Origin of the sequence: Pseudomonas sp. efr-133-TYG-23, from assembly GCF_030209215.1 — a bacterium.
GTDB classification, from domain to species: Bacteria; Pseudomonadota; Gammaproteobacteria; order Pseudomonadales; family Pseudomonadaceae; genus Aquipseudomonas; species Aquipseudomonas rhodesiae.
On sequence record NZ_JARVSL010000003.1, the window covers coordinates 103,006 to 125,260 of the forward strand.

A 22,255-nucleotide genomic window follows, 5' to 3' on the forward strand; every position below is an offset into this window, starting at 1 on the left:
CACCTGGCTACCAGTCGTACGTCAGGCTCGACACCGCCGTCCGTCCTTGCCCGTAATAGCAATCCAGATCGCTGGTGCACTGCGAAACGTAGGTCTTGTCGGTGAGGTTCTGCACGTTCAGCGCCAGTTTCACGCCTTTGAGTTTCAGCGGCGAGCGGCTTAGGTCGTAGCTCAGGCTGGCGTCGTAGACGCTATACGAGGGCACGCTGAAGGCGCCTTCGTAGTAGTCGCCCAGGCTTTGGCGGGCGTAGCGCACACCCAGCCCCGCGCCGAGACCAGCCAGCGGGGTGTCGCCAAGCACGGTGTAATTGACCCACATCGACGCCGTGAGCGGCGAAATGCCTGCGGGGTGGCGGCCTTGGCGACCGTCGTTGTCCTTGGTGTATTTGATGTCGTTACGCGAGGCCGACGCGATGATCTCCCAAGCGTCGCTGAGGGCCGCCTTGGCTTCCAGCTCCACGCCGCGTGAGCGCATGGCGCCGCTTTGGGTGCTGTAGGTGGTGTCCACCGGGTTGGTGGTGAGCACATTTTCCTGGTCCAGCTGATAGACCGAGACCTGCACAAAACTCTTCTGCCCGGGCGGCTGGTACTTCACGCCGACTTCGTACTGGTTGCCGGTAGACGGCTCGAACGGCTTTTTATTTACGTCGGTGCCCGCCAGTGGCAGGAAGGATTCCGTGTAGCTGACGAAGGGCGCCAGGCCGTTATCGAACAGGTACACCAACCCCGCACGACCGGTGAACGCCTGGTCTTTGCTGGCAAAGCGCGTATCGGTCAAGGGCTCTTTGTTCACGACGTTGGCCCAGTCATAGCGCCCGCCCAGGACCAGCGCCCATTTATCCAACTTGATCTGGTCCTGAACGTACAGGCCGGTCTGGGTGATGGTGCGATCCCACCGATATGGCTGGCCAAAATTCAGGCGCTGCCCATAGACCGGCTTGAACAGGTCGATGATCGGCGGGTTGCGGTCATACAGGCCATGGAACAGCGAGCCGGAATGGTAGTAATCCAGGCCCAGGATCAGGGTGTGGGACAACGCGCCTGTGTCGAATTCGGCCTGAGCGATGCTGTCCACGCCAAACACTTTGTTGTTTTGCGCCCAGTCCACACCGAAGCGTTGCAGGTAGCGCTGGTCCTGCACACCGGTGGCCGGGTTGGCGACGAAACGGTAGCCGTGCAACGGCGCGGTGTAACGGTCGTCCACCTCGGCGTAGCGCGCATTTTGTTTGAGGGTCCAGGTGTCGTTCAGGCGATGGGAAATCTCGTAGCCCAGCACGTACTGCTCGCGGTTGTATTGGTTGACGCCGGGCTCGCCGATAAACACATCGCGCTTGATCTTACCGTTGGGGTTGGCCCACAAGGTGCCGGACGCCGGCAGGCCTTGGGCTTCGGGCACACCTTTGTCTTTCTGGTACTGGGCGAACAGCGTCACATGGGTGTCGTCGTTGGGGCGCCAGGTGAAGCTGGGGGCGATGAACTGGCGTTTGTTCTCGACGTAGTTGATCTCGTCCTGCCCATCGTTGGCCAGGCCGGTCAGGCGATACAGAAATTGCCCTTGCTCATCCAGCGGACCGCTGAGGTCGATGGCCGCGCTTTTATGCTCGTAGGTGCCGGCTTCCAGCACCACTTGGTGTACCGGGGTTTCGCTGGGGCGCTTGCTGACCATATTGACGATACCGCCCGGCTGGTTTTGCCCGTACAGCACCGAAGCCGGGCCTTTGAGGACTTCAATGCGCTCCAAGGAATAGGGCTCGATTTGCAGCGCGCCGCCAGTGCTTCCACCGCCATAGGGCAGGTGCAAACCGTCGAGGTACAGGGGTGTGGGCGAGAAGCCCCGCGAGGTGGGTTCATCGAACAACTTGACCCGGTCGGCGAAGCCGCCGGCGCTCATGCCCGGCGTGTACAGCAATGCCTGGGTGACGCTCTGGGCACCGCGCGCCTTGATCTCGGCGGCAGTGATCACGTTGATGGTCTGGGGGATTTCCACCAGCGCCGAATCGGTCTTGCTGCCGGAGGCGCTGCGGGTGGCAACGATGCCGTCCACCGGGCCCCAGGCGCTTTCCTCGGCTTGTTGGGCGCTGATCTGGGTAGCCCCAAGTTGCAACGTGCCGTCAGACGCGCTCGCCTGCAACGACCAACCGCCCTGGGATTGCATCGCCACCAAGCCGCTGCCCGCCAGCAACCGCTCCAGACCGGCCCCCACCGCATAACGCCCTTGCAGACCGGCGCTGCGCTTACCTTCCGTAAGCGTGGCATCAACCGACAACAAGATGCCCGAGGCACTGGCGAAACGGTTCAACGCCTGGTCGAGACTGCCCGCCGGGATGGCGTAGGTACGCACTTCTTCATTGGCTTCGGCGGCATAGGCCAAGGTCGGCAGCATCGGCGCGGTCGCCATCAGGCCGACAAACAGACCATGGCGCAGGGCGCGGGCCAAGGGTTGGATTGGGCGGTGCGGCATTGCAGGACTCCCCGTGAGAACGCTTCTTGATTGGCTTTCAAGAGGTATCCCGAACGGGATGGAGAAACCGACAAGCGCCAGAGAAAATATTTTCAGACACGAGCCTTGATCGTCACCCAGTAGCGGGTAACTGCCTGGACGTGCACCGGCAACGAGCGCTCCAGGGCGGCAAGGATCGCGTCGGTATCGTTCAACGGAAAAACACCGGTGAGTAACAGCCCGGACACGGCCGGATCGCATCGCAACAGGCCCGGACGATAGCGACTCAGTTGCGTGACAAATTCGCCCAGCGGCTGGCGTTCGGCGATCAGCCGATGCTCAGTCCAACTGCTGCCGTTGGCGCCCACCGCAGGTAACGCAAGGGTCTGGCGCTGATCGAACCACAGGCTGTCACCGGCGTTCATCTGCACCGCAGCGCCGTGCACCGGGGTTACGCGCACGCGGCCTTCGTACAGGTCGACACGGCTGCCCTCGCCCAGTTCGCGCACGGCAAAGCGAGTGCCCAGCGCCTGCACATCGCCGGCCGCCGTTTCCACGATCAGCGGGCGCAGTGCATCGTGGCCGCTGGTCAGCAGGATCTCGCCTCGGATCAGGCGAATACGTCGCTCAGTGGCGCTGAAACGCACATCCACTGCACTGTCGCTGTTGAGGTCCAGACGCGTACCGTCGCTGAGGGTGACGTAGCGGATCTCACCGGTCGCCGTGCGATGTTCGGCGAATGCCGCTTGCCAAGGTTCACTACGCCGCACCAGATAGCCGCTGCCGCCGACCATTAAGAGCGCGCCGAGCAGCTTGAGGGCGGCTCGGCGCTGGGTGTCCGGCGTATCGCTTAGCACCGCGCGGGCACTGTCGGCAGGAACGCCGCCGAGGGTGTGCTGCAAGTGCTGCAAACGCTGCCAGGCGCGACGGTGTTCCTCATCGGCGGCCTGCCACTGGGCAAAAGCGTGACGTTGCTCGCCGCGCAGTTCGCCGCCCCAGTGCAGCATCAACCACTCGCTGGCTTGCTCGACAATGGCCGGGGCGATGGGTGCGTCGTGTTTCATTCTTCGTAGACCACCTGGTAACAGGCGACGATGGCGCGGGTCATGTATTTCTGCACCGAGCTGATGGTGACACCCAGGCGCTCGGCGATCTGCGCGTAGCTTAACCCCTCGAATTGCGATAGCAGGAAGGCCCGGCGCACGTTGTCGGGCATGCGGTCGAGCATGGCGTCGATCTGCATCAGGGTTTCAAGGATCAGTGCGCGGGTTTCCAGCGACGGCGACTCCGGCTCCGGCAGATGGGCGATGCTCTCCAGATAGGCGCGTTCGATACGCAGGCGCCGCCACTGGTCAATCACCAGATTGCGCGCGATCTGCGCCAGATAGCTGCGGCTTTCCTTGTCACCTGGAAAACGTCCGGACACCAACAGCCGCAGGAACGTGTCCTGGGCTACATCGGCGGCGTGCTCTCGATCGCCCAGGCGCTTGCGCAGCCAGCCTTGCAGCCAGCCGTGATGGTCGCGGTACAGAAGATGAAGCTGTTGCTGGCCGTCAGTCGCGGTGTCCATGAAAAGCTCAGATACACTATTGAGAGCAATTATCATTACACCTTATTTCGTCACTGACAAAACTCTTTGTCGATCAGCCCCCTGCCGTTTGCAGCGGATATACCGATTCCCACCCGCCCCCCAAGGCTTTGTACAACCCGACCATGGCCAGGGACACGCCGGTAGAACTCTCCACCCATTGCTCCTGGGTCGCCAGCAGCGCGCTTTGCACCGTGAGCACGTTGACGAAGTCCACCACGCCTTCGACGTATTGATGTTGCGCGGTGGTGAGGGCGATCTGGTTCTGGCGCACGGCTTCGGCCAGGCTGTCGCGGCGCAGTTGGCTGGCGTTGTAGCGGGTCAGTTGATCGTCGATTTCATGCCAGGCGCGCAAAACCGTTTGCTGGTAGGCAATCGCCGCTTCCTGCTGTTGGGCTTCGCGCAGCTCAAGCATGCCTTGCAAGCGTCCGCCATTGAACAGCGGCAGGCTCAGCTGTGGGCCGAAGGCAAAGGCGCGTGAGCCCCATGCACCGAAATCCGACAGTTGCATGGCCTGGGAGCCGAGGCTGCCGGACAAGGTGATGCGCGGGTAGAAATCGCCCTTGGCCACGCCAATGCTGGCGGTGGCGGCGTGCAGTCGTGCCTCGGCCTGGCGGATATCGGGGCGACGCTCGGCCAATTCCGACGGCAGGCCAATGGCGACCTGGCGCTGGGTTTGCGGGACGGCAGCGGCCTTGGACAACTGTGCATGCAGGGCTTGCGGCGGTTCGCCCATCAGCAGGCTCAAAGCGTTGATCAACTGATCCTGACGCTGTTGCAAGTCGGGCAGGCGCGCTTCGATGGCGGCGACCTGGGCGGCGGCTTCGGCCACATCCAAGTCAGTCGCCACGCCGTCGGCCAGGCGCAGTTGCGAGAGCTTGAGACTGTGTCGCGCCACGTCGAGGTTTTGCTCGGTGACCGCACGGATGTTCTGCACCCCGCGCAGTTGGATGTAGTCCTGGGCGGTTTCAGCCAGCACTGACAGCAGCACGGCGCGACGGTCATTCTCCGCGACTTGCAGCGTGGCGTCGGCCGCCTCGGTTTCGCGTTTGACCCGGCCCCAGAAGTCCAACTCCCAGGCGGCGGAAAACCCGGCGTCCCACTGGTTGAACGCGGCGCGGCCATTCTCGCCGGACGGGTCGTTGAGGCCCTCACCACTGTTGCGTTTGCGCTGATAGGCGCCGGTAGCGTTGACGCTCGGGTAGCGCTCGGCAGTGGTTACCTGGCGCACCGCACGGCTTTGTTGCAGACGGCTGCTGGCCAGTTTCAAGTCGAGGTTATCGCTGAGGGCGCGCCGGGTCAGGGTCGACAATTGCGCGTCGTGGAACACGTCCCACCAGCGCTCCTGCAAGGGGTCGCTGACGGCATGGCTAGCAGCCTGACGGCCTTGGGGTTCGGTCCACTGCGAGGGCTGCGCGCTGTGGGGGCGCTGGAAGTCCGGGCCGACGGTGCAGGCGCTCAGGCTGATCAGGCCGAGGGTGAGCCAGGCGAGGTGTCTCATTGCTGGGCCACCTCGCGCTGTGGCGCTACGGCTTGAGTATCGACGCTGGCTTCCACCGACATACCGACCCGCAGACGCTCGGTCAGCGGCTGATTGGGCTCAAGCACGATCTTCACCGGAATACGCTGCACGACTTTGGTGAAATTGCCGGTGGCGTTGTCCGGTTTGATCGAGGCGAAGGTCACTCCGGTGGCGGGCGCCAGGCTTTCCAAGTGGCCGTCGAGCACTTCACCGTCGAGGCTGTCGACGCGCACCTGCACGGCCTGACCGGCATGCATGTGGGACAGCTGGGTTTCCTGGAAATTGGCCACCACATACGCCTCGGCCAACGGCACCACCGCCAGCAACTTGCTTCCCGGTGTTACGTAGGCACCGACCCGTACCGCGCGCTCACCGACCATGCCATCCACTGGCGCGACAATGCGTGTGTAAGACAGCTGATAACTGGCCATTTCCAGCGCCGCTTGGGCACGTTTAAGCCCACCCTCGGCGGCATCACGCAGAGCCGTGAGGATTTCCACCTGCTTGCGCTCGGCCGCCAGCACGGCCGTGGCCTTGGCCAGGCGAGCGGTGGCCTGGTCGATGCGGGTCTTGGCTTGCTGGGCGTTCTGCACGGTGCCGGCGCCAACACCGGCCAGATGGTTGTAGCGGTTCAGTTCGTGTTCGGCGAAGGCCACTTCGGCGCGATCCGCCGCCACCGTGGCCTGAGCCTGGGCGATCACCGAGGTTTGCCGCTCCAGTGTCGCGGTGGCGTTTTTCAGTTGGGCTTGGGCCACCAGTGTGTCGGCATCGGCGGCCTGAGCGGCAGCGCGAAAATCGCGGTCGTCGATCAATGCCAGCAGTTGCCCGGCTTTGACGCGCTGGTTGTCTTCCACCAGCACCTCCTTGATAAAACCGGCCACGCGCGGCGCCACCTGGGTGAAGTCAGCGGCGACAAAGGCGTCGTTGGTGGTCTGTTGTCGGCTGCCCAACAGCCCAGGGGCAGCCAGGTACACCAGCACGCCGACGGCGAATACGGCGATGGCCGACACGGCAATTTTGTCTTTGCGTTTCATGGGAGTTCCTTTGTGCTAGGTCGGTGCGCGCGGCGGATAGATCCGCGTGGGCATCCAGAAAATCAGCAGGATCAACGCCGCCGCCACCGCGGCCATGACGTAGTACAGATCCGAAGAAGTGAGCACTACGGCCTGCTCATGCAGACGGTGCGCCAGGCCTGGGGCATCGGCGTCGGCCAGGGGCGAATTACCGAGGCCGTCCACCAGCCTGCTCGAATGAAAATGCACCCGACGGGTGGTCAGCACATCCAGCACACCCGTGGCGATCACCGCGGCGAGGCCTTTGACGGTGTTGAACCAGGCCGAGGCGAATGGGCCTTCCACCGGTTGGATACTGCCGGTGGAAAGCATCAACAACGGCAACACGGCCATGGGCTGTCCGAAGATTTGCAGCAGGTACAGCACATAGAAATCGTCGCGAATCCACGCTGAGGTCAGGTGCGCGCTGCCCACACAGGACAGCACCAGCATGCCCAGCCCCGCCCCCAGCACCCAGCGGCAATCGACCCAGCGCAGGTTGCACAGGGCAGCCACCAACGGCAGCGCGACCAGTTGCGGCAGCGCCATCAGCAGCATCAGCGGCGCGGTTTGCAGCGGCCGGTATCCCTGCACCTGGGCGAGAAAACTCGACGGGATGAGGATCACCGAAGTCAGCACCATCAGCACGCCCGCCAGCACGATCAAGGCAAACGCGAGGTTGCGCAGGCCCAGCATCTGCAGCTTGAAAAACGGCAGCGGCTGCGACCATTCGTTGAACAGGAACAGCACCAGCAACAGGCTGCCGCCACTGAGCAGGAAGGTGATCAGGCCGGACTCGAACCAGTCCAGACGATTGCCTTGCAGCACACCGATGACCAGCATGCAGATCGCCGGGAAGCCCAGCAGCAGGCCGCGCCAGTTGAATTGCTTGAAGCGCTCCAGGCGCAGCGGGTCCTGCGGTAACCCGTAGGCCACGGCGGCCATCGCCAATAGGCACGGCGCGACGATTTGCCAGAACGCCCATTGCCAGCCGACGTATTCGGTCCACAACGCCGCCAGCGGTGTGCCCAGGCTCGGGCCGAAAGTGGCGGTAAGTGCGTAACCGGCCAGGCCGTACAGCTTGACGTTGGCCGGCAGAAAACGCAGCGCCACGGTCATCAGCATCGGCGGCAGCGCGCCACCGGCCAGGCCTTGCAGGGTGCGCAGCGCCAGCAGGCTTTGGTAGTTCGGCGCGAACGGGCACAGCACCCCAAGCAAGGTGAACAACCCGATGGCCCACAAGGTGAAGCGCCGTAGGGAAAAGGTCACCGAGCACCAGGGCGCAAAGGCCATGGCCGACACGGAGGTGGCGGTATACGCGGCGACCAGCCAGGTGCCTTCATCAAACCCGATGGCGAGCGCGCCACGGATGTCGGCGAGGGCAATCTTGGTGACCATCTCGTTGAGACCGGACACCAGCACCGCCAGCAACACGCCGACCAGGCCGATGATGATGCGCGGGCCGAATACGGGCGGAGCGATGGCGGTGGGTTGGGCTGCGGCCGCAAAGGTGGGGGCAGCGAGGGACGTCATGAACAGGTAACTCGGCGTAGGGAATACCCGAGCAGTTTAATCAGGCTAACACATGACAAAAAGTTACTTATCGGCAGCTTATAAGTGCGCCAAACGCAATCCCGAACCCGGCCAAAATCTCCAGGTGGGAGGGGGCTTGCCCCCGATGCTTTGTGACAGCCACGGTTTTTTCCATCTTTACACCGCTATCGGGGGCAAGCCCCCTCCCACATTTTGACCCTGCATGATTTAGAGGTCAGGTGGGTTGAGCTTCCAGCCAGGTGGCATGGCAACTTTCACGCAGGGTCTCGCGCAGCCATTTGTGCGCCGGGTCGTTGTCGAAGCGCGGGTGCCAGGACTGGGCCAACACCAGTGTCGGCAAGGAGATGGGCAGCGGGAACGCGCGCAGGGGCAGCTTCAGTCGGTTGGCGCTGTAGAGCGCTTCCTTGGGCACCGGCAGAAGCAGGTCGGAGTCGGGCAGCATAAACATTGCGCCGTGAAACCCCGGTGCGATCATCGCCACGCGGCGCTCCAGGCCCTGGGCATTGAGGGCCGTATCGATCGGCCCACGGGCGATGCCGCGCCGCGAGATGCTGATGTGGGAATAGCTGGCGAAGCGGGCGGCGGTGATTTCTTCATCGAACAAGGGATGATCTTGCCGCGCCAGGCCGACAAAAGTAGTGGAGAACAGATTTTGTACTTTCACTTCAGGGCTGGCGGGCATGGTGTTGCTCACACGCAGGTCCAGTCGACCTTCGCGCAGCGCTTCGTCGTCGGTGTCGCCTTCGGGCACGAAACACAGCTCGCACAGCGGTGCGACGCGCTCCATGGTGTCGAACAGCCGCCCGCCGTACACACCGATAAAGAAGTCATTGGCTCGTACGCTGAAGCGCCGGCGCAAGGTACTCAGGTCCACTTGGTCGGCCGAGCGAAACAACAGCGCCGCCTGCTCGACCACGTTGCGCACCTGCTCTTGCAACTGCAGGGCCTTGGGCGTCGGCACCAGGCCACGCCCGGCGCGCACCAGGATCGGGTCGCCCACCGCTTCACGTATGCGCGTGAGAGTACGGCTCATGGCCGCCGGGCTGAGGTTCATGCGGCGCGCGGCGCCGACCACACTGCCCTCGTCGAGCAAAGCGTCGAGGGCGACCAGTAGGTTCATATCCGGTAGTTGCATGCCAAGCACTCGTAAGCGGTCAGGAGTGAACTGGGCGCAATCGTATCAGGGTGGATCTATCAGCGCTGCATGCCCCAGCGCTTGACCGTCAGCCGTTCGACGGTATCGAACACCAGGTTCTCCACCAGCAGGCCGATGAGGATCACCACCGCCAACCCGGCGAATACTTTGTCGGTGTACAGCTCGTTGCGATTCTGAAAGATGTACCAGCCTAGCCCGCCCTTGCCGCTGGTGGCGCCGAACACCAATTCGGCAGCGATCAGCGTGCGCCAGGCAAAAGCCCAGCCGATTTTCAGGCCCACCAGAATCGATGGCAGCGCCGCCGGGATCAGAATAAACAGCACAAAGCGGATACCTTTGAGGCCATAGTTGCGTCCGGCCATGCGCAGGGTTTCGGACACGCCCAGGAACCCTGAATAGGTATTGAGCGCCAGCGCCCACAGCACCGAATGCACCAGCACAAAGATCAGGCTGTTCTGACCCAGGCCAAACCACAGCAGCGCCAACGGCAGCAGCGCAATGGCCGGCAACGGGTTGAACATGGAGGTCAGTGTGCTGAGCAGGTCGCGACCCACCTGCGTCGACACCGCCAGCGTGGTCAGGGCGAACGCCAGTACGATACCGATCAGGTAGCCCTTGATCAGCACCACCAGCGAGATGCTGACTTTGCCGAGCAGTTCGCCGCTGAGCAAACCGTCGTAGAACGCGTGAAAGGTCTGCAGAAAACTCGGCAGCAGCAGGTCGTTGTCTTGATAGCGCGCAACGGCTTCCCAGAGGACAGCGAGCACGATCAGGATCAGGCCCTTGCGCAACCAGCCCTGTTGCCATAGGCGCTGGCGCAGCGGCAGGTCGCGTTCCACCGGCACGCTGAGCAGCGGTTCGAGGGTGATTTCGTATTCCTGGCGCATAATCTCCCCTTAGTACGCGATGCGGATATCGGCAAAATCCAACTCGGGTTCGGCCTCAGTGGCTTCATCGAACAACAGCCGGTGGATCCGCCGCGCCGATGCCTGGAAGTCGACACCGCCAAGGCTATGCAGGTCGTATTGATGACTGTGGATTTCCGCACGCACGCGCCCTGGGTGTGGTGACAGCAACAGAATGCGATTGTCCACCACCAGCGCCTCCTCAATGGAGTGGGTGACGAACAACAAGGTGAAGCGCACTTCCTCCCAGAGCAGCAGCAGCTCTTCCTGCATCTTGCGCCGAGTCAGGGCATCGAGGGCGGCGAAGGGTTCGTCCATCAGCAGGATTTTCGGTTGCATCGCCAGCGCACGGGCAATCGCCACGCGCGCCTTCATGCCACCGGACAGTGTATGGGGGTAGGCATCGGCAAACGCACTAAGGCCGACCTTATCGAGGTAATGCAGTGCGCGGTCTTCGGCGTCGGCACGCTTCAAGGTTTTCGACGCCAGCAGCGGGAACATCACGTTTTGCTTGACGGTTTTCCAGGGCGGCAACTGATCGAATTCCTGAAACACCACGATACGGTCCGGGCCCGGCTGTTCGACCTTTTGCCCTAGCAGGCGAATCTCGCCTTCACTGGGTTTTATAAACCCGGCAACGGACTTGAGCAACGTGGATTTGCCGCAGCCCGAAGGGCCGAGCAGCACGTAGCGGTCGGCCGGGTCGATCTCGAAACTGACCTGATGCGTCGCGCGCACCACGCGCTCGGCCGTGCGATATTCCAGGCTGACGTTATCCACCGCCAGTAACGGCGCGGCAGGGTGCAGATTGCTGGTCGCGTGGGCTGATAACGGTGCGTTCATCTCAGCTTCCTTGCAGGGGTTTGGCGTCTTGGAAAAAGTAGTCCTGCCACGATTGCGGCTTGTGCTTAATGGCGCCGACGCGATAAAGGAATTCCGCCAGCGGGTAGGTGTTTTTCGGCGTGACGCTGAATTCGAATTGCGGGTTGTCGATGATTTTGAGCAGCTCGGCACGGTCGATCTTGGCCTTGGTCACGCGCAGGTACGTATCGGCCGCCGCGCCTTTGTCGTTCTGAGCGAACTGTGCGGCTTCGGTCAAAGCGTCGACAAATGCTTTGTAGGTCTTGGGGTTGTCGTTGCGGAATTTTTCGGTGGCGAACAGCACCGTCGGCGAGTTCGGGCCAAACAGGTCGTAGGTATTGAGCACCACATGGACATTGGGATTGGCCAGGGCCTGGTCCTGGAACGGCGGGTTGGAAAAATGCCCGGTCAACTCCGTGCCGCCGGCGATCAACGCCGCGGTGGCGTCGGGGTGCGGAACGGCGATGGTGTACTTGTCGAGGCGGTTGAAATCCTGGTCGCCCCATTGTTTGGCGGCGGCGTATTGCAGAAAGCGCGACTGCACTGACACCCCCACTGCCGGCACCGCGATACGGTCCTTGTCAGTGAAGTCGGCAATGGTCTTGACCTTGGGGTTATTGCTGACCAAGTAGTAGGGGAAGTTACCCAAGGACGCCACGGCCTTAACGTTCTGCTTGCCGTAGGTGCGATCCCAGATGGTCAACAACGGTCCGACGCCGGCTCCGGCAATGTCGATGGAGCCAGAGAGCAATGCGTCGTTGACCGCCGCGCCGCCGGACAGTTGAGTCCAGTCGACCTTGATGTCGATGCCTTCCTGCTTGCCGTATTTTTCAATCAGGTGCTGGTCGCGCACCACATTGAGCAGCAAGTAGACGATGCCGAACTGTTCGGCAATGCGAATCTCGCCCTCAGCGTGGGCCACCGCCGGCGCTGCCAGGCTGCCGGCCAGCAGGCTGATACCCAGGCCGACAGTGGCGGCCAGTCGTGCAAATGGAAGGTGTCTGGACATGGTCATGCTCCGAATCAGAAAGGCGCGTCGCCCTGGATGGTGGTGCGGAACAGCTTGCGGCGCAGATGGCTTGGGCAACCGGCGGCCAGATGGATCAGCGAACGGTTGTCCCAGAACACCAGGTCGTGAGGCTGCCATTGATGGCGGTAGAGGTTGTGCGGCAGCACGCTGTGGGCGTAGAGCTGAGCCAGCAGGTCGCGGCTTTCGTCTTCAGGCAAACCGATAATGCGAGTGGTGAAACCCTCACTGACGAACAGCGCTTTTCGGCCGTTTTCAGGGTGGGTACGCACGATGGGGTGCACCACTTCGGCGACTTGGGCCAATTGCTCGGGCGTGAGCGTAGGGCGCCAGTTGCCTTCGAATTTGGTCTCGCTGTAACGCGCGGTGTAGGAGTGCGCAGCGCTTCGGCCTTCAACAGCGTTGCGCAGATGCGCGGGCAACTGGTCCCAGGCTTTGTGCGTATCCGCAAACAACGTGTCGCCGCCCTCGCAGGGGAGTTCCTGTGCGTGCAACATCGACCCCAGGCTGGGCAGTGCTTTATAGGACAGGTCCGAATGCCAGAACTTGCCGGCGTCGCCCAAGCCAATAGCCTGGCCGTTTTCGATGATGTTGGAGACGATCAGGATTTCCGGATGATTGAGCAGCAGGAACTGCTTGAGCACATGGATCTGCAGCACGCCAAAGCGACGGCTGAACGCGATGTGCTGCTCGGGTGTGATGCGCTGGTCGCGAAAGACCAGCACATGGTGATCGAGGTGCGCGCGGTGAATTCGCGCGAAATCCGTGTCGTTGATCGGGCGGGACAAGTCCAGGCCAACCACCTCGGCACCGACGCTGCCGGGCAGTGGAAGAACCTCGAATACTTGTGCATCGAGCGACGCGGGTGAAGCGGTAGAGGCGGCAGACATGGGTTCACTCCTGGCAGTCAGGAGACAAACTTTATAGGTATAAGAAATTCAATTTAAATACCGTTTACGCATAACGATATGCGTGAACGGCGCGGCAAAACGATGTAGCGCTCGCAGCGAAGCTGCTTGGACTGAGGGCGCTTCCATCCCGTTTGTAAGACGCCATAAAGGCATGCTGTGAGTGCGCGGAGCGTGGTGTTGAACTACTTACAAGCCGAAACCGTGCGTGTTTGACAAGCTTATGGGCAGTCACTAGTGTGCTTTGGATCCAATTAGCCATCAGCCATTCCAATAAGGAGGGCAGCGTAACCGTGACGCAGAAGCCTACACCTTTGAACAGCATCAAGATCAGCGGTCCGATTCCCGCCCACCTTGCTCGCTCCGTCATAGAAGAAACCTTGCGCAACGCCATCCTCGATGGGCGCCTGCCCTGCGGGACCGCCATGCGTCAGCAGGAGTTGGCCAGCCTGTTCGGGGTAAGCCGCATGCCGGTGCGCGAAGCCTTGCGCCAACTCGAAGCCCAGTCACTGCTGCATGTGGTGACTCACAAGGGCGCCGTGGTCGCTCCGTTGATCGAAGACAACTCGGCCGAAACCTATGAGCTGCGGATGTTGCTGGAATCCGAAGCGCTGCGCTTGTCGATTCCTTTGCTCACCGACACCGATATCGCCGAGGCTGACGCGTTGATTTGTGCGCTGGAGCAAGAAAAAGACTACACCGAGATAGGCCGCCTGAATCGCTTGTTCCATATGACCCTTTACAGCAAAGCCCCTAACCAGCGGCTGCTCAAACTGGTGGAGCACGGGTTGAACGAAGAGGAGCGTTTCCTGCGCTTCAATCTGGAAGCCATGGGGCTGGGCGAGACGTCCCAGGAAGACCACCGGGAATTGCTGAACCTGGTCGCACGCAAGAAAGTCCAGGAAAGCGTCCTGACCCTGCGCAATCACTTGATGCGTGGGATGGAAGTGATCAGGACTTACCTCAATGGCCCGGACGTCGCCAGTCAGAAAGGCCCGCAATAACCCATAACATTCGCCCTGCACCTTGAGCGCGGCAGGGTTGCTGCTATAGCGCGTGACGTGCGTTATTCAATAACGACTGCCCTCCCAAGAACGCCAACATCAGTACCGGGTTCAAGGCGAGGGCGCGCGGTAAAGAACTTTCCCACCTATATAAAGCGACTTACTGACAAAAGATATTATTTAGAAAAACATCTAACACATTTATATGCTCGCCAAATTAGTTAGCCTGACTATTATCTTCGGCATTAACCCGGCTCTTTATTCAGGGCGCGCAGCCCTTAGACAGAGGGATTGCGCCACGCCTGGCTTATATCCCCTTATCTACTTGCCGTTCAAAAAAGCCCATCGCTGTAGTCACAGTTGACGCAATAAATTATAGGCATCCAGCATGTATCAATCCTTACTTGCACAAAGAGCAGAGCGCCTTTGCGCCCACCCGTTATTCAAAGAAATAACTTCTATTCACACATTAAAAAAGTTCATGGAAAGTCATGTGTACGCGGTTTGGGACTTCATGACCCTGCTCAAACGCCTCCAACAAGACCTGACCTGTACACGCTTGCCCTGGCTACCGCCTACCGACCCGGCGGCTGCTCGCCTGATCAACGAGATCGTGCTGGAGGAAGAATCCGACCAACACCCCCAAGAGGGCCAGTGCAGCCATTTCCAGCTGTATCTGGAAGCCATGGATGAAGTCGGTGCCAGCACCGCTTCAATCGAACACTTCATTGCGCTGCAACGCCAAGGCCTGGCCGCCAATACGGCGTTGCTTAGGGCTCAAGTACCGCGCGGCGCGGCCCGCTTTGTCAGCGATACGTTGCAGATCGCATTGAACGCCCCCACCCACTGCGTAGCAGCGGTGTTTCTTCATAGTCGAGAACGCGTGATCCCAAGCATGTTCGAGCAGTTGCTGCACGCCGGCACGTTGATTCGAGAGCACGCGCCAACCTTATGTGCCTACCTCAACCGTCATATCGAGCTGGACGCTCAGGATCACGGGCCGGCAGCGCAGCGTTTACTTGAGCGTTTGACCGATGCCCATCCGACTTACCCGCAACAAGCCCACGACGCCGCTCTCGCAGCCATGCAAAGCCGGATCACGCTTTGGGATGAGGTTCGAGCCTCGCTGCTGGAGGTGCAGCCATGAATATGGCCGGTTACCCAGCCTTTGCCGACGATTGGGAGCGCCGCGCAACCATTCGCACACGTCCACGCCGCTTGCTGGAAGACGACGACAAATTGATCTTCCCCCTGTGCCGCCAGCCTCTGGTACTCAGTGCCACCTTTACCGAGCACTGCCCGCAGTGGCGCGACTTTGTGCTGGTGCAAAGTTTTTATAAGTTCATCAATGACGTTGTGATTTTCGAAACGGAAATCGTCGACAAGACTGCGCGCGCCATCGCCAAGAATCGCTTCTCGCTGCCCTTTCCCCTCGCCTGTCGCGTCGACGCGATGACCGTCGTGGTGGACGAGGACTACCACGCGCTGGTCGCTCTGGATTTCCTGCAACAGACCGTAACCATGACAGGCATCGAGCCACTTGAGCTGCCGACACACATTGAACTGAGCCTGGCCCTGCCAGCGGCGCAAGCGCAGGTGCCGGCTCACTTGCGCGATGCCGTGGAGCTGATTGGCGTGGCGATTGCCGAAAACACCGTCACCCACGAAGTGGCCGCGTTCTCCAAAGACAGCAGCGTCAAAGGCTCGATCCGGGGCCTGATGGCCGACCACCTGTTCGATGAAGGGCGCCACGCGCAGTTCTGGACCTGCCTGGTGCGCAGCTACTGGCAAAGTGCAAGCCCGAACGACCGCGATGCCATCGCTCAGGCGCTGCCGACGTTCCTCTCGCGTTACCTGACCAACCAACTGCAAAAGCATTTCGACCTGCACCTGATCGAGCATCTAGACGTCAGCACGGACGTGCGCCGTGCATTGCGCGATGACATCAACGCACTGGCATTCCCCATCCATCGCCAGCACCCCTTGATGGGCAACATCCTGAGCTTTGTGCATAACAGCGGCCTGCTGCAAACGCCAAGCGTGGCGCGGGCACTGAACGACTACCTGCCGGTTAATAGGAGATTGGCATGAAGCGCCTGACCATCGGCTGGAACGGCACCAGTGCTGCCTTGCAGGCTATCAGGCAGCTGCTGGAGCAATACGGCCACGCGACGGGGAACGAAGCCGTCGATCTGTGGATTGAAGACGGTAGCCTGCCGCTGCCAAGCGATATCGGCGAAGCGCCCTGTATCCGCCTGCGCCTGGGGGTAGGCGCCGCCACCGAGTACGGGCTGCCTGCATTGCAACTGCGCGCCTATGACCGCCAGAGACGTTTGCACGGGGTGCTGGAGATCGCCGACGAGCCTACGGGTAACGGCGAACGACAGCGCAAGCAGGTGATGAACGCCCTGGTGGACTGGGTCGCGCTGCAGGTCAGTGAATTCTCACGGGACCCTGCGTACGTGCCGATCAGCACCACGGCCAATGACTGGCCCGAGCAGAGCCTGCTGGGGCTCGATGCGTTGGCGTTCATGCATCGATTCAATTGCACGACAAACCCCGCATTGATGCAGAAGGCGCAAGTGCCGGTGATGGAACGGGTGCAAGCCAGCCTGCACGCCTTCGCCAAGCGCCCAGCGCTGAACATCGATGGCTATGCCGTGAGCTACCGCGACTTGCACCGTCGGGCCGCGGCGATTCAACAGCGCTTGCACCTTTTGCTGGAGGCGTTTGAAGCCCCCGCAGTGGTCGGTGTGTGTCTGGATAAATCCATTGAGCTGTATGCGAGCATGCTGGCTGTCCTGGGCAGCGGCGCGGTCTACCTGCCGTTGGGTCCGGACCAGCCTGCACAACGTCATCAGCTCATGCTGGAGACTGCCGGAGCCCGGCTCTTGCTGGATGCGGGCGAACACCCTTTGCGGGAGCGCTTTACCGCACTGGATGTCAGCAGTATCGAGCCCTGCACCGTCGGCAACCCGCCCTTGCCGATGCGACAGCGTCCGTGCCTGGATGCACCGTGCATGGTGCTCTACACCTCGGGTACCACGGGTCAGCCCAAGGGGGTGTTGCTGAGCCAAGGCAACCTGGCACATTTCACCGCCTGGTGTGGGGCGTGCATGAAACTGAATGAACACGCCCGTGTCCTGCAATTTTCGCCACTGAGTTTCGACTCGTCGCTGATCGATATCGTCCCCGCCCTGACTGCCGGCGCCGAGCTGATCATCCCGAATGAAGCGCAACGGCGTGATCCGGAGCAACTGCTGGCGCTGCTGCGACGGCAATGCGTCACTCACGCGTTCCTGCCCCCCGCACTGCTCAGCATCCTGCCGCTGGATCAACCGCTGGGCCTAACGCAACTGCTCACCGGCGGCGATGTGTGCGAGCCCCATGTCATCGAGCGCCTGGCTGGACAGTGTCAGTTCCACAACCTGTATGGTCCTACCGAAGCGACTGTGCTGGTAACCCACCGCACATTCACCCCGGATGACAGCAACCGCAATATCGGCCGCCCCATTGCTAACAGCCAGGTACTGATTCTCGACGAGCATCTGCAGCCCGTGGATGAACAGGTGATGGGCGAGTTGTACCTCGTCGGCCCTGGCGTCAGCCTGGGTTACCTGAATGCGCAGGTGCAAACGGCGAGCGCGTTTGTCGACTTACCGCTGCCGGGCGGCCAATCGTTGCGGGCCTACCGCAGCGGCGACCTGGCACAGTGGAGCGCCGATGGCATCCTGCTGGGCGGACGACGGGACGATCAGGTAAAAATCCGTGGTTTTCGGGTCGAGCCTCGGGAGATTGAGGAGTGTTTGCGCAACAGCCGGCTCTATCGTCAGGTGGCCGTGGCGATCGACCGCGATGACCGGATCTGCACCTTTGTTGCGCAGCCCGATCACGGCTCGACCCTCGAAGCGCTGAAACAGCACGCACGCCAGTGGCTTCCGGATTACATGCAACCGAATGCATGGGCCGAGCTGCCTGCCCTACCTTGTTCCGACAATGGCAAAGTCGATCGGCAAGCCCTGCTTGCACAGCCGTTGCGGCTCAATATTGCAGATCGACGCCGTGTGGCACACACACCGCTTCAAGCGCGCCTGGCCAGCCTGTGGGGAGTGCTTCTAGGGCTGGATGGCGCCGAGTTATCCGTCGATGACAGCTTCTTCGATCTGGGTGGTCACTCGATCTTGCTGTCGGCCCTGTTACTGCGTGTACGCGAACAATTTGGCCGCAGTTTCGCCTTGAGCCATTTCATCGAAGCACCCACCCTTCGTACCCTCGCCACGCTGATGGAAGACGGTGAGCTGCCCGACGCGTCCTCTAGCCAAGCCGTACGAGATGCGCAACGCGAATGGAGCATCAAGATGCTACCCGCCGCGTGCGCAGGCGATCCGCGCAAAGTGATTGTGACCGGGGCCAACAGTTTCGTCGGCGTCCATATTGTTCAGGCGCTGCTGGCCGGCGGTGCGACTCAAGTGGCGTGCCTGGTGCGCGAGCGGCCCGGGCAATGCGCGACGGCACGGTTTACCCAAGCGCTACGCGACTATCAGTTGGAGCATCTGGACCTGAGTCGTGTGCAGGTATTCGCTGCGGATATCAGCCAAGCACGCCTGGGATTGGACGAAAACGCATATGTCGCACTCGCCCATGGCTTCGGTGTGCTGGTGCACAACGCCGCACAGGTCAACCATGTGATGGACTATGCGTCACTGACCAGGGACAACGTCGACCCCGTCTTCGAATGCCTGCGCCTCTGTGAGACCCACAGTAAGAAAATCCTCAACTTTGTCTCGACGCTGTCGGCTTCCAGCAGCGTCGACACCCAAGGGCATGTGCTCGAGGCTCCGGCCTGCGCGTCGCTGCCACTGTTCATCAAAAACGGCTACAACCTGTCCAAGTGGGTGGCTGAGCGAATGTTGGGACGAGCGGTGGAGCAAGGCGCCTGGGTGAATATCCATCGCCCCGGCAACATCAGTTTCAACAGCCGCAACGGTGTTTGCCAACCGCACAAGAATCGCCTGATGTTGATGCTCAAAGGGTCGCTGCAATTAGGCCTGCTACCGCAATTGCATTTGAATTTCGATCTGATGCCTGTGGACTTCCTGGCGCGATTTATCGCCTTTCACAGTGCCGGTTTTAATGCCGATAGTTGCGTGTTCAATCTGCATAACCCACAGCTGTTGAGTTGGGAGCAATACCTGGATGCGTTCAGTCGCGCGGGTTACTGCTTTGAGCGAGTCTGTGTGACGCAATGGCAGCAGGCGCTACGGGCCGTGAGCCCGGACAACGCATTGTTTGGGGTACTGGGGTTCTATCTCGATCGTCTGGACAAAGACATCGGCGATACCACGAGGATCCTGCATGACAACGCACGCAGAGGTGTTCAAAACATGGGCGAGCAGTATCCCGAAAAAGACCAGGCACTCTTGGACAAGGGCTGTAACTACCTCAAAACCATAGGCTTCCTTTGAACCGTTTCAGGACAACTTCATGAAAGCGCTGCAACCCGATACGTTAATTCGCAACCCAAACGGCGTGCCAATCGTTGCCGGCGTCATAGTCAACTGCGAGGCCGCTCGTGTATGGGATCTGGTGGGGGGATTTTCCAACTTTGATGCCTTTATCCCTGCCCTGTCGCGCATTGAAATGATTGGCACGGGCGTGGGCGCTTTGCGTACAAAAATTTTCCATGACGGCAACTGTGCGGTCGAACAACTCAACAGTCGAGATGACGACGCCATGCACATGACATGGACCACGATCTACAACACCTTGGGCGTGGCCAGACTGTGGGCAGCGATTAATGTGCAGGCACTTGGCGCCCAGAGCGCCAAGGTCACCTGGACGATCATCGCGGAACCCGAAGACACAACGCGCAAGGGGTTCGAAGCGTTCGTGCAGGACTTTGCCGACAGCGCCCTGAACAACGTACGTAAATTACTCGACAAGCCGTAGGAGCGAGTTGGCGCGCTCCTACGGCGTGCCCCGGCGAGTCAGATCTTGAAGCTGTCGACCAATTGCTTCAAACGATTGGCCTGCTGTGACAGTGCATCGCAATCCCTCAGGGTTTCGTTGAGGTTTTCCACACCTTGCTGGTTCAGCAGATTGATCTGGTTGATGTCCACGTTGAGCGTCTCCACCACGGCGGTCTGCTCTTCGGTGGCCGCCGCGACGGACTGGTTCATGCCGTCGATCTCAACAATACGCTGCGTCACACTGACCAGGCGCTCGCCGGCCTGGTTGGCGACCTCAACACTTTCCTCGCTGGAAACCTGACTGGCATTCATCGTCGTCACCGCTTCACGCGAACCCACTTGAAGCGAAGTGATCATTTTATGGATCTCTTCGGCGGACTCCTGGGTTCGGTGAGCCAGGTTGCGAACCTCATCGGCCACCACTGCGAACCCACGGCCAGCCTCACCGGCACGCGCAGCTTCGATCGCAGCGTTAAGGGCAAGCAAGTTGGTTTGCTGGGAAATGCCTTTGATCACATCAAGTATGTGACCAATGTTGTCGGTGCTGGCATTCAGGGTTTCGATCTGCGTGCACGATAGGCTGATTTTCTGAGACAGCTCCGACATGGCCAAGATGGTCTGTTCGACCACTTTGCGCCCATCGTCGGCCTGCTCGCTGGCACCACTGGCATGCTGGGACGCATCAGCAGCGTTCCGTGCGATTTCCTGAGTCGCTGCCCCCAACTCATTGATCGCCGCGGCGACGCTGTTGGTGCGTGCGCTCTGCTCGTCGGAGCCGATGATCGAGGCATTGGACGACGCCATCACGCGCTGGGAAAGGTCATGCACCTGACGTGTGGCCGAAGACACTTCGGAAATCGACGCATGAATACGTTCCACGAACCGGTTGAACGCACTGCCAACTTCACCGAACTCATCCTTGCTGGTGACTGCCAGGCGACGCGTCAGATCGCCTTCGCCTTGAGCGATATCCTGCATGGCAACACCCATGGTGGTCAGGGGGCGCAGCAATACTTGAATCAACAGACTCAACAGCACGGCAATCGCAACTACCGCGATTAGCATGGCGATTAACGCAGATGTGCGGAATTTACCTAGCGGGGCGTAGGCCTTGTCTTTATCGATCGACAGACCAATGTACCAATCCGCGCCAGGCAACCCGGTGATGGGGGTGAATGAAAGAATGCGATCCTGGCCATTGAGTACAACGTCCTGATTAATCTTCTCGATACGGACGCTGGTGCCTGGGTAGATATCCTTGAGGTTCTTCATCACCTGGTTTTCGTCAGGGCTAACGATAACCTGGCCGTCACCGCTGACCAGGAACGCATGGCCAATACCGCCGAAGTCCACCGAGTTGATGATTTTTACCAAGGTTTGCAGGCTCAGGTCACCACCGACCACGCCGAGCAATTCACCGTTCTTTTTAACCGGCATGGCAATAGTGACAATCTGCCCGCCCACTGCGGCCATATAGGGCGGCGTAAGCATGGGTTTATCGGCGGCCACGGCTTGCTTGTACCAAGGGCGCTGACGCGGATCGTAGCCGTCAGGCATTTTGGCGTCAGGACGCTGGGTGAAAACGCCGTTGGTTTGACCGACATAGGTGAACTGGAAATTTGAGGTCAATGCGGGTTGATCCACCAAACCTGGCAGATCCGCGGCATCGCCTTGATGGGCAATGTTCTGCGTGAGACTTTCAAGCACCAGTATTCGGCCACTGAGCCAGTTCTGCACGCTGCTGGCGGTCAGCTCACCGGATTGCTGGATAGACGACTCCAGGTTCTGCTTGATCGTGCTCCGTTGCAGATAATCGTTGTAAAGCGTGAATAATGCGAAGGCTAGGACTACGACGCCTGACGCAGCTAGCAGAATTTTGTGGCTGAACTTGAGATTCATTTCGTCGACTTCTTTTGCCAAAGGGGGATGAGCGTGCCGAACGGAACATTCCATGTAACGGTATAGCCGGCTTCTCGGGCCGCTCTATTTCGGTGCACGCATGGCTCATCAGGCTTTCGGCCAAACGGAGTGAAATCTTAAGGTTTTGTGGGAAACATCCTCTTTTTGAGTGTTAAACCGACAGGCGGTAAATCCGAACTACCAAAAATCATTAAAGCAGCCTATGACACCCTTCAATGGCGAATCTTTGATTTGACGCCTATTAATTCCCTATAAACGACAAAACCCCTGCCTGCGTTAGCAGACAGGGGCTTTGGAATTTAATCTTGACGATGACCTACTCTCACATGGGGAAACCCCACACTACCAT

General features: G+C 60.4%; 17 protein-coding genes. 5 read left to right on the forward strand and 12 right to left on the reverse strand.

The window, feature by feature from the left end; translation table 11 throughout:
• Positions 1-7: 7 nt before the first annotated feature.
• The 11 genes from QRN41_RS02395 to QRN41_RS02445 form a co-directional block, all read right to left on the reverse strand.
• Positions 8-2,461, reverse strand: a complete 2,454-nt coding sequence (locus QRN41_RS02395) for a TonB-dependent siderophore receptor (RefSeq protein ID WP_167418516.1) — start codon at positions 2,459-2,461, stop codon at positions 8-10.
• 92 nt (positions 2,462-2,553) lie between these two features.
• A complete protein-coding gene (locus QRN41_RS02400) occupies positions 2,554-3,504 on the reverse strand; it encodes a FecR domain-containing protein (RefSeq protein WP_167418515.1) in 951 nt (316 codons plus the stop codon).
• The gene (locus QRN41_RS02405) at positions 3,501-4,010 is read right to left on the reverse strand and encodes a sigma-70 family RNA polymerase sigma factor (protein WP_034095247.1); all 510 of its coding nucleotides are present in this window, start codon (positions 4,008-4,010) and stop codon (positions 3,501-3,503) included. The genes QRN41_RS02400 and QRN41_RS02405 overlap by 4 nt, the downstream gene beginning before the upstream one ends.
• Before the next feature lie 73 nt (positions 4,011-4,083).
• On the reverse strand, positions 4,084-5,529 hold the full coding sequence (locus QRN41_RS02410; protein ID WP_167418514.1) for an efflux transporter outer membrane subunit: 1,446 nt from the start codon (positions 5,527-5,529) through the stop codon (positions 4,084-4,086).
• Entirely contained in the window at positions 5,526-6,584 is a 1,059-nt protein-coding gene (locus QRN41_RS02415; RefSeq protein WP_167418513.1) for an HlyD family secretion protein, read from the reverse strand. The genes QRN41_RS02410 and QRN41_RS02415 overlap by 4 nt, the downstream gene beginning before the upstream one ends.
• Positions 6,585-6,599: 15 nt before the next feature.
• Positions 6,600-8,135, reverse strand: a complete 1,536-nt coding sequence (locus QRN41_RS02420; RefSeq protein WP_167418512.1) for an MFS transporter — start codon at positions 8,133-8,135, stop codon at positions 6,600-6,602.
• 235 nt (positions 8,136-8,370) lie between these two features.
• Complete coding sequence (locus QRN41_RS02425; protein ID WP_040265164.1) at positions 8,371-9,291, reverse strand: LysR family transcriptional regulator; 921 nt, start codon at positions 9,289-9,291, stop codon at positions 8,371-8,373.
• 59 nt (positions 9,292-9,350) lie between these two features.
• Positions 9,351-10,199 carry an ABC transporter permease gene (locus QRN41_RS02430; protein WP_285421120.1) on the reverse strand — a complete coding sequence of 283 codons (849 nt, stop codon included), beginning with the start codon at positions 10,197-10,199 and terminating at the stop codon, positions 9,351-9,353.
• 9 nt (positions 10,200-10,208) lie between these two features.
• The gene (locus tag QRN41_RS02435; RefSeq protein ID WP_285421121.1) at positions 10,209-11,060 is read right to left on the reverse strand and encodes an ABC transporter ATP-binding protein; all 852 of its coding nucleotides are present in this window, start codon (positions 11,058-11,060) and stop codon (positions 10,209-10,211) included.
• 1 nt (position 11,061) lies between these two features.
• Positions 11,062-12,087, reverse strand: a complete 1,026-nt coding sequence (locus QRN41_RS02440; protein WP_034111194.1) for an ABC transporter substrate-binding protein — start codon at positions 12,085-12,087, stop codon at positions 11,062-11,064.
• A 14-nt stretch (positions 12,088-12,101) separates the two neighbouring features.
• Entirely contained in the window at positions 12,102-12,995 is an 894-nt protein-coding gene (locus tag QRN41_RS02445) for a TauD/TfdA dioxygenase family protein (protein WP_167418510.1), read from the reverse strand.
• A 311-nt stretch (positions 12,996-13,306) separates the two neighbouring features.
• On the opposite strand from QRN41_RS02445, the gene QRN41_RS02450 reads away from it, so the two are divergent.
• From QRN41_RS02450 to QRN41_RS02470, 5 genes are all read left to right on the forward strand, one after another.
• On the forward strand, positions 13,307-14,017 hold the full coding sequence (locus QRN41_RS02450; protein WP_034095238.1) for a GntR family transcriptional regulator: 711 nt from the start codon (positions 13,307-13,309) through the stop codon (positions 14,015-14,017).
• Between the two features lie 388 nt (positions 14,018-14,405).
• Positions 14,406-15,164: a DUF3050 domain-containing protein gene (locus QRN41_RS02455; protein ID WP_034136384.1), complete on the forward strand. Its 759-nt coding sequence runs from the start codon at positions 14,406-14,408 to the stop codon at positions 15,162-15,164.
• The gene (locus tag QRN41_RS02460) at positions 15,161-16,108 is read left to right on the forward strand and encodes a diiron oxygenase (protein WP_285421122.1); all 948 of its coding nucleotides are present in this window, start codon (positions 15,161-15,163) and stop codon (positions 16,106-16,108) included. The genes QRN41_RS02455 and QRN41_RS02460 overlap by 4 nt, the downstream gene beginning before the upstream one ends.
• On the forward strand, positions 16,105-19,482 hold the full coding sequence (locus tag QRN41_RS02465) for an amino acid adenylation domain-containing protein (RefSeq protein WP_285421123.1): 3,378 nt from the start codon (positions 16,105-16,107) through the stop codon (positions 19,480-19,482). Before QRN41_RS02460 ends, QRN41_RS02465 begins: the two co-directional genes overlap by 4 nt.
• A gap of 19 nt (positions 19,483-19,501) precedes the next feature.
• Positions 19,502-19,966: an SRPBCC family protein gene (locus QRN41_RS02470; RefSeq protein WP_285421124.1), complete on the forward strand. Its 465-nt coding sequence runs from the start codon at positions 19,502-19,504 to the stop codon at positions 19,964-19,966.
• 38 nt (positions 19,967-20,004) lie between these two features.
• Here the strand turns inward: QRN41_RS02470 and QRN41_RS02475 are convergent, their stop codons facing one another.
• A complete protein-coding gene (locus QRN41_RS02475) occupies positions 20,005-21,885 on the reverse strand; it encodes a methyl-accepting chemotaxis protein (protein WP_167418506.1) in 1,881 nt (626 codons plus the stop codon).
• Positions 21,886-22,255 lie beyond the last annotated feature (370 nt).